This window comes from Methanohalophilus portucalensis (assembly GCF_002761295.1).
Taxonomy (GTDB): Archaea; Halobacteriota; Methanosarcinia; order Methanosarcinales; family Methanosarcinaceae; genus Methanohalophilus; species Methanohalophilus portucalensis.
This window is the reverse complement of record NZ_CP017881.1, coordinates 102,914-120,454: the sequence shown is the minus strand read 5'-3', so window position 1 is coordinate 120,454 and position 17,541 is coordinate 102,914. Positions and strand designations below refer to the sequence as shown.

The 17,541-nt window shown below is 39.8% G+C and carries 8 protein-coding genes and 1 tRNA gene; 1 reads left to right on the top strand and 8 read right to left on the bottom strand.

Features of this window, described 5'->3' with window-relative positions:
• Positions 1-168 precede the first annotated feature (168 nt).
• From BKM01_RS00625 to BKM01_RS00595, 7 genes are all read right to left on the bottom strand, one after another.
• Positions 169-1,293, bottom strand: coding sequence for a PGF-pre-PGF domain-containing protein (locus BKM01_RS00625; protein WP_072360803.1), 1,125 nt, complete (start codon positions 1,291-1,293; stop codon positions 169-171).
• A gap of 12 nt (positions 1,294-1,305) precedes the next feature.
• A complete protein-coding gene (locus BKM01_RS00620; protein WP_072360805.1) occupies positions 1,306-4,410 on the bottom strand; it encodes an OmpL47-type beta-barrel domain-containing protein in 3,105 nt (1,034 codons plus the stop codon).
• The gene (locus BKM01_RS00615) at positions 4,410-4,988 is read right to left on the bottom strand and encodes a hypothetical protein (protein ID WP_072360807.1); all 579 of its coding nucleotides are present in this window, start codon (positions 4,986-4,988) and stop codon (positions 4,410-4,412) included. The genes BKM01_RS00620 and BKM01_RS00615 overlap by 1 nt, the downstream gene beginning before the upstream one ends.
• A 3-nt stretch (positions 4,989-4,991) precedes the next feature.
• Entirely contained in the window at positions 4,992-5,651 is a 660-nt protein-coding gene (locus BKM01_RS00610) for a hypothetical protein (RefSeq protein WP_072360809.1), read from the bottom strand.
• Between the two features lie 52 nt (positions 5,652-5,703).
• Positions 5,704-8,895, bottom strand: a complete 3,192-nt coding sequence (locus BKM01_RS00605; protein WP_148039285.1) for a beta strand repeat-containing protein — start codon at positions 8,893-8,895, stop codon at positions 5,704-5,706.
• A gap of 1,094 nt (positions 8,896-9,989) precedes the next feature.
• The gene (locus tag BKM01_RS00600; RefSeq protein WP_159446105.1) at positions 9,990-14,687 is read right to left on the bottom strand and encodes a cadherin-like beta sandwich domain-containing protein; all 4,698 of its coding nucleotides are present in this window, start codon (positions 14,685-14,687) and stop codon (positions 9,990-9,992) included.
• A gap of 1,049 nt (positions 14,688-15,736) precedes the next feature.
• Positions 15,737-15,812, bottom strand: a tRNA-Gln gene (locus BKM01_RS00595).
• A gap of 137 nt (positions 15,813-15,949) precedes the next feature.
• Here BKM01_RS00595 and BKM01_RS00590 point away from each other — a divergent pair.
• The gene (locus tag BKM01_RS00590) at positions 15,950-16,381 is read left to right on the top strand and encodes a DUF61 family protein (protein WP_072361329.1); all 432 of its coding nucleotides are present in this window, start codon (positions 15,950-15,952) and stop codon (positions 16,379-16,381) included.
• A 10-nt stretch (positions 16,382-16,391) separates the two neighbouring features.
• Here the strand turns inward: BKM01_RS00590 and BKM01_RS00585 are convergent, their stop codons facing one another.
• On the bottom strand, positions 16,392-17,483 hold the full coding sequence (locus BKM01_RS00585; protein WP_072361333.1) for an OBG GTPase family GTP-binding protein: 1,092 nt from the start codon (positions 17,481-17,483) through the stop codon (positions 16,392-16,394).
• Between the last annotated feature and the right edge of the window lie 58 nt (positions 17,484-17,541).

Sequence of the window (17,541 nt, the reverse complement as noted above, 5' to 3'; positions counted from 1 at the left end):
TTTTGTGACTTTGTTTGCAACATTATACAATATCCAAAAGTGTATATCACCGTGAACAAATCACATACTTATTCATGGAGAAAATGAAGCAAAAACTCAGGTTTATTCAAATACACTTTTATTTAGAAAAAATTGAAAAATAAAGAAGTGGGCAATTAATGCCTCACTTTAAACCTTCTTTCTGAATAGTGCGTACAAAGAGCCTATAATGCCTACCATAAGCATGGAACTGAAACCTGGTACAGAATTATCAGGTTGTTTATCCTCTTGCCCGGTTGATGGCTCTTCAACTGTTTCCTCTTCATCGGTGGCTGGTTCATCTGCATCCTGATCAGTTTCGTCTTCTGAAACAGCCTCTTCTGTTACCGCCGAAATTGCAAATGGTGAAAAGGCGGTTGCTTCTGCCTCGAAGTAGAAGTAATCATCGTCCTCATCTGTCTGAGTGGTTACCAGCTGCTCCCAGCCATTGTCATAGTGGAACAGAGAGACTGAAGACGGCTCAACACCATTATCAGAAAGCCAGTCCTTGCTCACCCTGAAACCGACTACAGGATCTTCCATGTTGTCCTCATCAAAGGCAGAATTACCCACCCAGATATTGATGTGGCGGTAAGCCTGACCTGGTACGCCTTCATCCACCAGAGTGGAAGTATCTTTCAACACTTCGATGAGCACCTTTACCTGACCGGAGTTTGTGTTGCCTTTGAAATTGACATACATAATGTCACTTTCATCAAATTCATAACTGATATCCGCTCCAATGGAAACAGTCCTCAGCTGTGCATATTTTGATGCAATATTCTCAAAGGCTTCACCTGTGGCACCACCGCCACCACCCCCTCCCCCACTGGAGGAGGAAGAAGTGTCATCAGGATCGGATACAGAATTTACCTTCAGAGATTGACTACCATTGATAGTAGTAGTTGAATCATTCAGATAACCATCAAAATCATAGGTGCCTGCGGAAGAATGGGCTTTCAATGTATAGGTGAAGTTATCCAGACTGAAGAAATAAAACAGAAGATATCCCCCATCATTCACATTGACATTGTCATCATTCACATTGACATTGTCATCAGTAACCAGATTCTCAAAAGTGAAACCTGTGGGTAATGTTTCATTCACCATTGAGAAGTTGCCGTAATTACTGACATTTATAGTTACATTGAATTCCTCACCTGTATTAACAGAATCGGGAAGTATTCTTTCTGAAGATGGTGATGCTGCTGCAGGCATGGCCATCAGCAATGCCAGGAATATTACCACAATAGTCTTTTTTGATACATTATTCATAATTTGAACTCCTTAGCTGAAATATTCCTCTATCAACACCAGTACTGTTTCATCAGATACTTCTCCAGCCTCATTATCCTCTATTGCCTGATCAATGTCACTCGTAGATAAATCATCTTCACCATCTTCACCAGAGTATTCAGTGATTGCTTCATACGATGTAGACACATTCAGCTTCAAGGGTTTATTTGCAGAATTACCGGCATTATCAATTGCAGTCACATTGAACGAGAAATCACCTGCCGGATGAGTCGTAGAGATAGAATATGAATAGATGTTATTTCCATTGGAAACCATTTCAAACACACTTTCTCCTATGGGTGTCAGGTCAATAGTCACATTATCAAGACCTGATACCTGATCTGTCACATTGACAGTAACAATCGCAGTATCTGTTGAAGTGTTCAATATTAACTTAGGAGTTATGTTCTGCTCATTCATGCCCGGTACATCGGGGTCATATTTAGCATATGTGACATTTGATGTTTCCTCATTACCTGCTTTATCTATTGAATAATATTCAATTGTGTGATTTCCAGGAGTATCTATCAAGATAGAGGTTCCTGAGAGCCAATCGTCGCCCATCCTGTATAAAGTCTTATTTACACCAGAACCACCCTCATCAATGGCACTTAAATTTACAGTGAAACTCTCATTCTGCCAGCCTGATGGGGCATCGTCTGTTGTTACGGGTGCAACTGTATCGGATTCAGTCAGATTCACAGTTATGGTCTTAGTAGATTCCTCATTGCCTGCTATATCGTCTGAGTAAAATTCTATGGTGTATTCACCGGCTTCATAGATATCTATGGAATCACCAATTATCCATTCACCATCATCTATTCTGTAGAAAGTGGCATTTACACCAGAACCACCATTATTGTCAAGAGGTTGGAAAGTTATAGTAAATGGATTCTCTGCAGGTTCCTTTGGAGCATTATTGTCGGTAGTTGGTGGCATAGTATCAACACTGAAATTAACAGGACCAGTGGTGCTTGAATGACCTACATTATTCTCAACAGAAACTGTGACATTATGTTCAGCATCTTCAAGATTTATTGAATGATTGTAACTTGATGAGCCAACTATATTAATTGAATCTACTGAAGTTCCGTTGACAAGGATTTCAAGAGTACTGGTATTGATACCGCTAGTATCATCGGAGAAAGTACCGTTGATCCAGACTGTACTGTCAGTAAAGTAATCTCCTTCCTCGATTGTATCAAGGGTTAAAGTATGACCTTCAGTATCAACACTGAAATTCTTCAGAACTTGCGTTGCATCATTGCCAACATTGTCAGCTACATCAATTGTAACATTATGCTCGCCATCCGGAAGAGACAATGAGTAATTGAATGAATCAGTATCATCCATCATGCTTTCGAATGAAGTATCGGTATTGTTGACTGAAATTACAAGGGTGCTGTTGTCGACTCCAACTACATTGTCGCTGTAAGTACCATTGATCCAGACTGTGCTATACTTGAAGTTCACACCTTCACTGATACTATCAAGATCTATTGCTGGAGGCGTGATATCGGTGGAGAAGTTGACAAGACCGGTTGTATTGGTGTTACCAGCATGGTCAGAAATGGAGACAGTGACATTATTGTCAGCATCTGAAAGACTGAGACTGAAATTGTAGTCAGATGAACTTATGCTGGCTTCCCCAATCGCATCGTAGTCATAAGGTGTATCATTGACAGTAATGACAAGGGTACTGTTGTTGACATTGGAGATATCATCGGAGAATGTACCATTAATCCAGACTTTGCTGTAATTAAATTCGTCATCTTCTTGAATAGTATCAAGAGTCAAAGTGGGTTCTATGGTATCAACGGTGAAGTTTACGACACCAGTAGTATTACTATTACCCAAATTATCATCCACACCAATTGTTACATTATGGTCTACTTTGTCATCAAGAGTGAGCGAGTAGTTAAATGAATCTGTGTCGTTCAGCATGGTTTCAAACAATGGAACAATGCCGTTTACCTGAACTTCAAGAGTACTATTGTCAACTCCAACTATATTATCGTTGTAAGTACCGTTGATCCAGACTGTACTGTCATTAAAGTAATCTGCTTCCTCGATTGTATCAAGGGTTATAGTGGGTTTCTCAGTGTCAACAGTGAAAGAATGTGTTGTACTGACATTTGTGTTACCGGCAGAATCCTCAACGGAAACATTCCAGGTGTGAACACCTTTAGAAAGACCACTTACGGTTTCAGAAATTTCATCTAAACCAGTACCGCTTGCATTCTCAACTCCATCAATATAGAGAGTCCAATCCACACTGTCATCAAGATTGTCAGTTAGGCTGAAGTTGAAAGTGATTTCATTATTCTTCAAAAGGGAGTTATCCAACGGATCATCAAGAACCGCAATCGGGGGCGTGTTATCCACATTACAACCAACTTCCGAAGAATTGTTATTGCCCACATAATCCACTGCTTCTATACTCAGGGCTTGTTCACCATTATTTTCAGTATTGACAACAACCGTTGCCCCATAAAGTCCTGCATCTGCAGCACTGTTATCGTTCCAATCATATGTTGTCCCGTCATCTTCCTGCATTACAACATCTGAAGCAGAAGAATTTATTGCAGAGACATCCAGGGAAACAGTTTCTACCTGCGAACCCTCATCGGTTACATTGGCAGATACAGTGACAGTATCACCATTTTTCACTATGGATTTACCTTCTGGATATGCCACAGTTGGTGAATCTATTGTGGGAGGTGTTGTGTCATAAGCTGTTAGATTGAGATGACGTACGATAGGACCATTTTTAAAAACAGACACCGCTGTATCGATGTTTGTCACTTTAAAAGTAACTTCCTTACCTATATCATCATTAGAGTTTGGATAAACATATATCTCATAGTCACCTTCCACATCAACTGTGGTGCTTCCATCGGGAACTTTGTTGTTAGTGTAATCAATATAAACTTCTATAACAGTACCTACTGTTGCGTCAGAATCATTTATCTGAACACTGCCTTCAAATATATTGGGCCCCGATGGTACAGACTCTTCTGCCATAACTGCAGGCAACATAAATACAAGTAACAACAGAATTAGCATGATGTTTGAAATTATTTTCATTCGACTCATTAAATCCCACCTTTACGTCCAAATTTAACCACTACAAAAGCAACTCCAAGCAAACTACAGATTAACCAAATCGAAAGGCTATCTAGGGATTCTGAAACATTTGAGGAAGAATTGTTTTCAGAATTATTAGTTAACTCTTTTTCCTCTGGGGTGGTAATATTATTAAACATCGAACTATTTTCGGAGGATTTCCTTATACTATCACCCTTAGTTGAGAGGTCTAGATCTAGTGGAGGAGGACTATATATATTGAATTCTGCCGTTTGTACTGCAGAAGAATTATTAATTATAAACGTAATATCCTTTTTATGGTCCTCAGAGTTCCCCTGTACAGATAATTTGTAATAACCAGGGGTAGAAACTATGAAAGAGCCATCTGGATTCGTGTCATTCTGATAATCTATATATGCATTTATTTCTGTGCCAGCAGGAGCTTCATTACCATTTAATGTGACATTCCCACTGAATGCATTGGGAAGCGGAGGTATTCCTTCTGCAGTAACCGGCATCGATAGTAAAGATAATGATATCAGAATCGTAAAAAACAATTTGTTTAAATCTCGGTAGTTTGAATGCATATATCATTCCCTCTTATACATATTTATAATGTAAAGTATAACCAAAGTTAGTATGCAGCTGACTGTGACAAATCCAGGAGTTTCCTTTGATAAAGATGAATTATTATTTGATTCATTAAGATTGGAAGTATCATTAGACTTATATTCAGAGTCAGATTCTTCAGATAATTCTACATTTTGATTGCCAGAAGATGGAGAGTTATTAAGCCTTTCATTTTCTGAAGTATTTTCTGATGTAGTATTAGTATATGAGTCATTATTATACGAATTAGAGAACGATGACGATGAAGAAGATTTACTGTCAGAAATATCAGAAGATATTGCCAAATCAATTTTTAGATTCGAACCCGATTCCCAATTTTCAGTTATCCCCGTGTTTTTATCATTTATAAAAAATTCAATTGTTTTGCCCGAATCCTCTGCTTCACCTTCAATTGTCAACATGTACCATCCATCGTCCTGGACAACATATTTGTCTACCGTTTCCCCATCTATTTCAGCTGTAACAATAGTACCGACAGGAGCTGGTTCATTATCAATCGTGATATTACCATCAACAGACATGGGTATTGAAGGCATTGCTAAAACTACAGATATTCCCATTAAAAGAAGAGAAACTGATATAAAAAGGATAATGGATATTTTCCTTAATTTATTGACCATAATTATCTCCTAAAATAAATGAAACTGGCGCATCTGCGCCAGTTAAATGGTTTTAATTTATGTTCTGCTCTTCCCTATAGTAGTTATCAATGGCTGCATAGGTCTTGTTTTCTTTCATGAATATCCAGTAACCATCGCCAGGGTTCATATATTCAAAATCATTGAAATTGAAAAATTCAAAGTTTGCATATCTATCCCATCTTCCATCAGAATACATAAGGAGGTTGCTGTAATAGGGTGTTACAGATATAGACTCCTGAGGAGAATATGCATAATAGCTAAATCCAGTTTCATAACTAATATCCTCCAAAGATTCCAGAGCAAAAATTACCGGCATTTCTGATGTACTGGTATGACCTATCATGTTCCATCCTTCAGCAAGAGACTGCGTCGGAGGAGCCTTTGATACACTGTCATCAACAGGCATGTATTCAAATTTAAGGTTGACAGAATCTATTCCTGAACTTTCACTGAATACCCAGTATCCTCTGCAAGGTTCGATGTTTTCAGGATAAATCCAGTTTGCTTCTGTAGCATCATAATAGAATACATATCTGTCACCAAACACATCCTCGGTACTGGAGTTATTCAACCTGACAGGTGTGGAAACTAGGTTCCATCCTTCATCAAGTTCCAGATCCATGTCTGCAAATGACTTGACAGGTCCTGCATCGGTCACCGTGTTGTTCTGGTTGCCGAGAGTGTCGTTTGCAGCCACAGCCACATAGTAGTCCACACCATCTTCAATAGATATTCCACCTATTGTGGTCAGAGAAGTCTGTGTTGTGGTATTATCAGCAACAGTTGCTTCAGGGGTCATCTCTGAGACATCAGTGATTTTCTCTGTGCTGATGTAGATGTTGTAGTTGCCAAAGTCAGACGCATCACTTGCATCCCAACTTACAGTCAGACTTTCATCTGTGTTCTTTATGTCTTCAACTGTCACACCGGTGATTGCATCGGGTGCTGTGGTATCGGTGGAGAAGTTGACAAGACTGGTTGTATTGGTGTTACCAGCATAGTCATCGATGGAGACGGTGACATTGTGTTCATCATCTGGAAGAGTTATAGAGGCATTGTAAATACCTTCTTCACTTACAGACGAGTCAATCGTGGAGCCGTTGACCAGAATCTCAAGGGTACTGTTATTGATACCAGTAATACCATCAGAGAAGGTACCGTTAATCCAGACTGTACTGTAATTAAACTCGTCACCTTCAACAATTGTGTCAAGGGTCAGAGTGGGTTTTGTAGCATCAACAGTGAAGTTTGCCAGAACTTGTGTTGCAGCATTACCAACATTGTCATCTACATCAATTGTGACATTGTGGTCGCCATCCGGAAGAGACAGTGAGTAATTGAATGTACCCGTATCATTCAGCATGCTGTCGAAAGATGTCTCAGTATTGTTGACTGAAATGACAAGCGTACTGTTATCAACTCCAACTACATTGTCGCTGTAAGTACCGTTGATCCAGACTATGCTATCTGTGAGGTTTTGACCTTCACTGATACTGTCAAGTTCGATTACTGGTCCCTCGGTATCGGTGGAGAAGTCGATAGTGTCAGTGGTTTTGGTGTTACCAGCATAGTCATCGATGGAGACGGTGACATTGTGTTCATCATCTGGAAGAGTTATAGAGGCATTGTAAATACCTTCTTCACTTACAGACGAGTCAATCGTGGAGCCGTTGACCAGAATCTCAAGGGTACTGTTATTGATACCAGTAATACCATCAGAGAAGGTACCGTTAATCCAGACTGTACTGTAATTAAACTCGTCACCTTCAACAATTGTGTCAAGGGTCAGAGTGGGTTTTGTAGCATCAACAGTGAAGTTTGCCAGAACTTGTGTTGCAGCATTACCAACATTGTCATCTACATCAATTGTGACATTGTGGTCGCCATCCGGAAGAGACAGTGAGTAATTGAATGTACCCGTATCATTCAGCATGCTGTCGAAAGATGTCTCAGTATTGTTGACTGAAATGACAAGCGTACTGTTGTCAACTCCAACTACATTGTCGCTGTAAGTACCGTTGATCCAGACTATGCTATCTGTGAGGTTTTGACCTTCACTGATACTGTCAAGTTCGATTACTGGTCCCTCGGTATCGGTGGAGAAGTCGATAGTGTCAGTGGTATTGGTGTTACCAGCTTCATCAGAAACTGAAACATTTACAGTATGATCAGCATCTCCAAGACTGAGACTGAAGTTGTAGGCAGATGAACTTATGTTGGATGCACCACCGATATCAGTGTAATCATAAGAAGTATCATTGACGGTAATTACAAGGGTGTTGTTACTGATATTAGAGATGTCATCAGAGAAAGTACCGTTGATCCAGACTGTATTGTCAGCAAACTCGTTACCGTCAACAATTGTGTCAAGGGTCAAAGCAGGCACTTCATTATCAATTTTAAAGATATTGTTTGTAGCAACATTATTGGAATTGCCTGCAGGATCTACAGCATCAATTGTTACAGTTGCGATACCATTACTGTCAGCCGGAACATCATACTCATAGTACCAAATTTCTCCACTTCCAGACATGGATGCAGAAGAGAGATCATCACCAGTAGTATCAATAGAAATCGATGGATTTGTATCAATTGATTCATTGAAGTCTGCAGTAATATTCAAAGTATCTGAGTCTTTAACAGGCCTAGTAAGATTATAAGAAAGATCAACATCTGGAGGTGTTGTATCTGCAGTTAATACATTTGTTCCAGTAAGGGCAGTAGCCTCTACATTATCAATACTTATAAAATAAGTAGAGGTTCCTGAAGCAACACTGACCTTTATTGAATCCGCAGGGTCAGAATCAGACCAGCTTGAGTTTGTTTTAATAGCTATAAAATAACGCATTTCAGATCTATCAGATATAATCTCTGTATTGGAACCTATGTTGGTAGGAGAACCAATCGATATACCACTCGAACCTGTGTTTCCTATCTTTTGGTCATCACCACTGAAGGTTGTGTCAGTTGAATTGAACAAAGCTACTTCAACAAAATCAGAATTCTTCACTCCCGTCCCGGTATCTTCAATAGTGAAAGATACAGATTCAAGTATTTCACCATCTGTTGAGTTAAGATTGAAACCAATCACCGGAATGAAATCACTGTCTGCTGGTGCAACATCACCATCATTAATTAGTTCATATGCAGGTTGTATCTCATATACTGTAGCACCTGCCACACCCGTCATCATGACCACCAAGGTCACAATCAACAGTGGCAATAATATCGATTTTTGTTTTGTTATAGATTTTAAATTTTGTCCGTACATATAATTCACCTTACTTTATTCATATGAAAATTCACGTCATTAAATTGCTTGATATTGAAAATCTAAGTAACTGTGTTTCAGTTCCTTTATCTAGTTAGTTTACTTGAATATCTCCCCTTAATATATTAATATAAATAAATCCGTGTAATAGAATCTAATTAATATAATTTAAATGTTTCCAGACATACATACTGGAAAATCATTGCCAGGAGACATTCCGTATATACATGAAGAGGTAAATACATTTAAGTGAATTATATATAATAATACAATTTTATAATTGGAGAGATAGCAGCATCAGGTGATGCAAGGATATTCATTGTACAGTGAAGGAATTTAGTGGAAAGAAAAATGTGCATTATGTTAGTTGCCGCCATATACATCAAAGTATCATTGAATTTGAAATCTAAAGTCGTACCTATACAGAAGACACGTATGGCTATTGTACCCTTTTTGTAGTTTTGCAGGAAGAAACTAAATTATAAATAATTTAGCGATTCGCTTCAACCCATTTTCCAAAACGAACCATATAAAGCAATACATAATTTTCAAAAATGCTAAAAAAATGTTATAGCAATTCCGCCCTCCTTTTCCACTTGCGGCTTTTCCAGTTTGAGTGTGGCACAGCCACACGATGTTGTATCTCAGCGACAGAAAGATATGAAAAAATTAATTTTTTGAACTTTTTGATTTAGGAATGACAGATTTATGAATTCAAATAAACTGTCATAATCGTCATAGTCGGAAAAATCAAGCAAACAGGTGCATGCGAAGTTTTCGCATTCGGTTGAATTATGTAAGAATGCTCCCAGTTAACTGGCATTATCCATACACGCAAAATACTCCTTATTTATGAGGTGTAAGGGAATAATATTTTACATTCAAAATTTCCATTGCTATCGATTCTATAATTACACCCAGGGCGACTGCAAGATAAATATTAGAAAAACCCAATGAATATAAGATTCAAAGAATAGCTAAGTACTGAAATAGATGATGTTTCTCAAAAAAAAGATAACCCCATCTTCATGGGGTTATTTGCATATTTAAAGGATGGGTTCGTGAATTTCTACAAATTTGATGATACCATCCTCATTGTCCGTGTAAGCAGCATAGAAACTTCCGCCCATATGCACAATCGAGACAGCATCTCCTTTGACATTGATCTCAGTGGCTGTCTCCGGGATACCGTTGTAATGGACTCTCAGATTATCTCCGTCCTTGCTGCCGATGACAATATCACTCGATGCGACATCCAGCGAGTATGCAGAGCTTGCATCAAAGACGACCTTGTCCACGAGTGAAGTTATCTGTCCAGCTGCACCGATGTTCATCTCATTGGCTTTTATATGGACGTCGTCCCTGTAGAGAGCATAGAGCTTGGAATCAACGATTTTCAGATCATAGATATCGAATCTATTGGTATTGCTACTGATCGATCCCAGGCTTTCAGTGTTGGCTCCTACAACATCGATTCTTCTAGAATGGTCGACAAACATGTCATGGCTATATGACCTTGATTGATACAGGTAATATCTATTATCGTTAGCATCCATTGCTATTTGCGGAGGTTTTTCTCCTGGATATGACCCCATTTTCCAATCTCTATCATAATTACCACTTGCCAAAAGCACCTTGTTGAACTCGTCATTGTTCAGGGATGCATACATAAGGTCAGGTTGATTTCTTGTTCCAGCAGTATCGCCCATTGTATCGACATATATTATATGTGGATCGTTACTTGAATCAACATCTACATCTGGCCAGTAACATTCGCCTGCATTATTGGACCCTATGTAGAGGGCACCTGTCCACCCGCCATTGTCCATTGTTCTGTAGGCAATCGTTCCGTTGTTTGTGGTATAAGTCACATGTGTTTTATCCCCGCTATCGACAACAATCTTTCCTTCACTGGCAGATTTATTGACAAGAATCTCAGAGGACCAGGTCTCCTCTGCTCCAATCTGTTTATGATAGAGATCCCCGTCCCTTGTAAAGAGCACTGCCATAAAGTCCGAACCTGCAGCAGCATCAAGAAGATCTCCATCAGGAGGTGTACTTACCATTTTCATGAAGGCAGCAATGTCAGATGATGTAAGGTTAATGGTCTCTTCTAGCACCCATTTATATTCACCCTGTCCACCTGTCAGATTCAGTGTAATATTGGTTGGATATCCCCATTGCATTATATTAGCAATGTTGAACGTTTCTCCGACCTCTGTTACATTCTGATAAGAAACATTTCCAGCTGCATCAATACCGAGTTCTTCAAGAGTAATGGTATTCGTCAATGCTCCAGACTCATTCACCAAGGTCACAGTTGAACTTGTGTTGTTAAGTAGATAGGGGCTTGCAAGTGCATCACCGTATGTAAACAATGAACCCGTCTCATTATAGAATTCATATGAGAAAACAACACTACCCTCTGTTATTCCTACACTGGCATCCCTGATAACCGGTATGGCATCCATGTTGACCTGTATTTCAACGGGTGAACCTTCCACTGTTACACTGCCGTTTTCAGGATAATATCCTTTGGCTGTTATATTATAATCATAGGTTCCGTTTATCAGATCGATACTGGATATACCCGATTCGTTTGTTGTAAGTGTATTCTCTGAAATGTTAATCTGGGCCCCTTCAATTGGTATGGTTCCATCTGTAACATTGAACGTTACATTGTATGTTGGTACTGCTGCTCTTTCCACCGTGACATTGTATGTGCTGGTGCTTGTCTGATCTTCGGCAGTCACAACAATAGCTATCTCAGTTGATTCTCCTGGGTCTTGCAGTGCGACTGTCTTTTCGTTACCAACGTTGTAGGCAGAATTGTTTATGGTAATACTTGCCTGCGGGTAGGAAAGAATAGCTGTAAGATTAATTTCATCTACGGTATGGCTTACCGATACATTGTAATCTGTCTCCAAAGCATCAAATGCAGGGTCCAGAGTTCCCGGGTTGACTTGAAGATCACCAAGAGTTGAGTCTGTACTTATAAGTTCAAAGTTGACACCAGTTGTAGGTTGGGCTGCATTCACAACCACCGATTCACTTGTATTGCTCATGTAGTCGGCAATACCGGCTGTCACATTGTAAGTGCCTGCAGGTACTCTTTCGATGATATAAATACCACTTGGGTTAGTACTTGCATTGTACTGCTCCATATCTTCAATTTGAACAAATACATCTTCAAGAGGTGCTCCTGAGGTATTTGTTACCTGGCCAGTTATACTGCCTGGGATTATTGAGGTGAATGCATTTATATCTCCAGCATTGAAATCAACTGTTTCGTTAAAACTCCATGTATATTCACCCTGTCCACCTGTCAGATTCAGTGTAATATTGGTTGGATATCCCCATTGCATTACATTAGCAATGTTGAACGTTTCTCCGACCTCTGTTACATTCTGATAGGAAACATTTCCGACTGTGTCAACACCGAGTTCTTTAAAAGTAATCTTATCCGTCAGTGTTCCAGACTCATTCATCAGGGTCACAGTTGAACTTGTGTTGTTAAGTAGATAGGGGCTTGCGAGTGCATCACCATATGTAAACAATGAACCAGTCTCATTATAGAACTCATATGAGAAAACAACACTACCCTCTGTTATTCCTACACTGGCATCCCTGATAACCGGTATGGCATCCATGTTGACCTGTATTTCAACAGGTAAACCTTCCACTGTTACACTGCCGTTTTCAGGATAATATCCTTTGGCTGTTATATTATAATCATAGGTTCCGTTTATCAGATCGATACTGGATATACCCGATTCGTTTGTTGTAAGTGTATTCTCTGAAATGTTAATCTGGGCCCCTTCAATTGGTATGGTTCCATCTGTAACATTGAACGTTACATTGTATGTTGGTACTGCTGCTCTTTCCACCGTGACATTGTATGTGCTGGTGTTTGTCTGATCTTCGGCAGCCACAACAATAGCTATCTCAGTTGATTCTCCTGGGTCTTGCAGTGAGACTGTCTTTTCGTTACCAACGTTGTAGGCAGAATTGTTTATGGTAATACTTGCCTGCGGGTAGGAAGGAATAGCTGTAAGATTAATTTCATCTACGGTATGGCTTACCGATACATTGTAATCTGTCTCCAAAGCATCAAATGCAGGGTCCAGAGTTCCCGGGTTGACTTGAAGATCACCAAGAGTTGAGTCTGTACTTATAAGTTCAAAGTTGACACCAGTTGTAGGTTGGGCTGCATTCACAACCACCGATTCACTTGTATTGCTCATGTAGTTGGCAATACCGGCTGTCACATTGTAAGTGCCTGCAGGTACTCTTTCGATGATATAAATACCACTTGGGTTAGTACTTGCATTGTACTGCTCCATATCCTCAATTTGAACAAATACATCTTCAAGAGGTGCTCCTGATGTATTTGTTACCTGGCCAGTTATGCTACCTGGGATTATTAAGGTGAATGCATTTATATCTCCAGCATTGAAATCAACTGTTCCGTTAAAACTCCATGTATATTCACCCTGTCCACCTGTCAGATTCAGTGTAATATTGGTTGGATATCCCCATTGCATTATATTAGCAATGTTGAACGTTTCTCCGACCTCTGTTACATTCTGATAAGAAACATTTCCAGCTGCATCAATACCGAGTTCTTCAAGAGTAATGGTATCCGTCAATGCTCCAGACTCATTCACCAGGGTCACAGTTGAACTTGTGTTGTTAAGTAGATAGGGGCTTGCAAGTGCATCACCGTATGTAAACAATGAACCCGTCTCATTATAGAATTCATATGAGAAAACAACACTACCCTCTGTTATTCCTACACTGGCATCCCTGAGTGAAGGCGAATTTGACCTGCTCACATTTATAGTATAATTCTTGGAAGTTTCTCCATCTTCTGCAATAACCTCTATTATAATTTCAGTGCTTGTCCCTGGGTCGTTTAGTGTAACAGTAGCTGCATCACCACTGGCTGCAGTCGTGTCATTGACTTTAAGAGTTGCTTTTGTATCCTCTAGAATTGCTTTTACATCAATCTGTTCGACATTATAATCTACACTCGTATTGTAATTATATACTGTTGAGTCGAATGATGGGTCCACATCTCCTTTAGATGCAGACAAATTCTTCAAATAAGCATTATCATTGTAGACAGTAAACGTTGCATAAACTTTATCGCTCATTTCTTTTCCGGTATCCATAGAACTAGCAGCGAAATTATAGGACCCGGAGGAATTTACACTGTAGTTTGTAAGTGTCAAATTTACAAAATCAGCTTTATTGATATTCAAATTCTCAACTGAAAGTACATTATTTGCATCATAGGATGCTTTTGAGTTTTCTGAAACAGTAGTTGAATTGTTTGAGATAGAAATGATATCCGTCAAATTATTTACAATGAATTCAGATGGAATGTCCATCTCAACTGTACCGTTATTAAGACTCTCTCCTACCTCGTATAGTACTGTTATGTTTATCTTAGTATTATTGCTTACTGACATTGGATCTACTTCCAGTATACCACTGGGAGTTACCGATACCGATGGTGTAGAAGATTTTGAACTGCTGCCGGAACCACCTGAACTCACACGTATAGTAAATGTATCATTCTCTTTTACATCTGGCTCAGGATCATCTTTTTCCTGCACCGAGTCTGTATCTGTTACATTCTCGTCATCATTAGATTCAAAATCGCTTTGATTCTCTGTTTGATTATTCACTATTACGCTTTCGTTTGAATCATCAAAGTTGTCTGCACATCCACTTATCATGACAAAAATTGTAACAACTAGTGTTAATAAAAAAAGCCTATTTTTGTCTCTAAGATTATTTTTAGGGAATTTTTTTTGTATCATATACTAACCCTTCTACAATGCTACAATGCTATAATAAATAGTAAATTGTATATGGAAATTGGTTATTATAATTTATATGTTAATTAATATATAATGATTTCCAGCTGAAAAACCGATTACACAAAAAATTTTACTCTGGACAAATCCATGTCAACTATCCCTCTCTTCACGGAAAGAGACTCCTGCTCTAAGAGTGGACTTCTTTTTTACTATTTTGTTAATATATCCTTCATTAATAGCACAAATTAAGTATATGTGGGATTAATGTGGTTATTTGAGGACTTACAGGTACTATTATACATTCACCAACTGAAGAAATGGGCCATATATGATTATGAGAATGTGTCTTTTTCTATAATGTTCTTTACATATTGGTAAAAGGATATTGTTCCAAATATTATATACTATATGCCAGGATGTAATTACTAATACATCCTATTTTGTGGATGATGCAAGTACTTTCAGGTATGATTTGGAGTATGGATTGTTTGGAATAATGATGGAGATGTGTCCACGCTGTGCAATAGGGATAATAAGGTCGTAGATGAATATACAAAATAAAGTTTGTAATTTAAAAGAAATCGATGTTTAACGAATTAAAACAGTGGTCATGAGAGACAATATGTCTGCAACTTTTGTTATTCTGCAAAAAAGGCCAATTGTGAATTATCGAATATAGTGATTTTGCCTTCAACTTTACACTGTTTCATGAATATTTGAATTTGCCAATGTGCCACCATAACCAATTATGAATATGTAATTTACGGCAGATTATTTACAATCTTTTTCTGGTTCCTTGATGTAAGCAGACAAACGTAGAGCATATCAGGAAATGCCCGTAGTGAAGTTGAGAAATACTGACGTTGAAAAGATAGAATACGGTATTTAATGGTTATTTTTTTGCACTTGTAATAAATAAAATAGAAAAATCAATTGCCTGAGTTATAGGACTTGTGACAATATGATGGTAGTCCCGCCCGGATTCGAACCAGGGTCTTCGGCTCCAAAGGCCGAAAGGATTGACCACTACCCTACGGGACTGCTACTGCTCACTGTGATAATCGCATAATCCTACTTAATTTTTATGTAAGGGGATCTGCTTATTTCCTGATATAAGGTTCAATTTACGGCTATTCTGCCCGGCGGTTGCCAGCAGATCATTGTGTGGGAGGAAATACATGACAGGAAGATTGCCCGACTCGGATAACCCGGTGTTTGCCCGCTGGATGAAAGGGGAAATGGGCAAGATCAACAGGGCAATAGTGGCACAGAGAAAGACCCTGGCCCAGTTGCTTGAGGAAGAGGTGCCACACTCCAGAACCCGGGCAGGAGACAGGTACGTATTCGACAAAGAAGTAATCGGGATGCTGGGAGAGGAAATGCCCTCAGAGTTGCATGACAGACTGAAACTGCCCATCCTCTTTTTCTTTGATTTCCGTGTGGAAGACAGTTGTTTCCTCAATGACAGACATGCCCTCAGGGCCCTGCAAAATCTCTCGGAATTGGGGGAGATGTACCGCATGCGCCAGGGCAAGGTCTGGGTCGGCAAAAGCATGGCCTACTCTATCATGCACAAATACCCAACTGCCATCCAGATAACAATGGGATGAAAAAATAAGTTCACGTCTGTATGATCACGGTCAAGATATCCTCATCCTCGAGCACATGGTCCAGCCCTGCACGCTGGCCCGGGTGTTTGGCCGATTCACCCCATACCTGGGCATACCTGAACTTATCCCGGAAATCGCGATGCAGGTGATCACACACATCTCCCACCGTACTTCTGTTACGGATGATAAGCGGCTCCTCCATATCCGCAGGCTCACCCTGGGGTTTAAGGTATATCCGTATGAAATCCAGGGAATTGAAGATCATATCCTTTACCTCTTCCAGATGAGTGCCCTTATTGGCAGAGATCAGCAGGGAATCCGGGAACTTCTTCCTTACTTTAGGCAGGATGCTTTCATCCGCCAGGTCCACCTTATTGATGACAGTCACATCGGGAATGTAGACACGGTTGCCCATTACTACATCGATCAGCTGGTCCACATCTATATCATCCCTGATAAGCACATGGGCATTGTTTATCTTATAATCATCCAGGATTGCCTTGATAAGGTCCTCCGAAAGATCAAGGTCGAGAGTGCTGCTCACAGTAATCCCACCGCGATCCTTCCTCTTGATCACGACATCAGGAGGACGCTGGCCCAGCCGGATACCGGCATCATACAGCTCCTTTTTGAGAACCTCAAAGTGTTCTGTCTGGAAAACATCAAGCATGAAAACTACCAGATCACTGTTACGCACAACTGCGATAACTTCCTTACCCCGGCCACGTCCGCTGGCCGCACCTCTGACAAGACCTGGTACATCCAGGATCTGTATGGATGCACCTTTGTGTTCCATTACACCGGGAATAACATCCAGGGTTGTGAATTCATAAGCACCGATTTCAGAGTTTGCCCCGGTAAGCCGGTTCAGGAGAGTGGATTTACCAACTGAAGGAAAACCTACCAGTGTAACCGTAGCATTTCCTGATTTACGTACTCCGTAACCTTCACCGCCGGATTTGGCAGAAGCTTTCTTCTGGAGATCCTCACGCAACCGGGCAATCTTGGCCTTCAGTTTACCTACATGATGAGATGTTGCTTTGTTATAAGGAGTGTCTCGAATCTCTTTTTCAATATTGGCAATATCGTCCTCGACGCTCATCGCCACCTAACACCACTTCAATGTTAAAAAGACTTTCCCGTTTCCGCAATCCCATAAT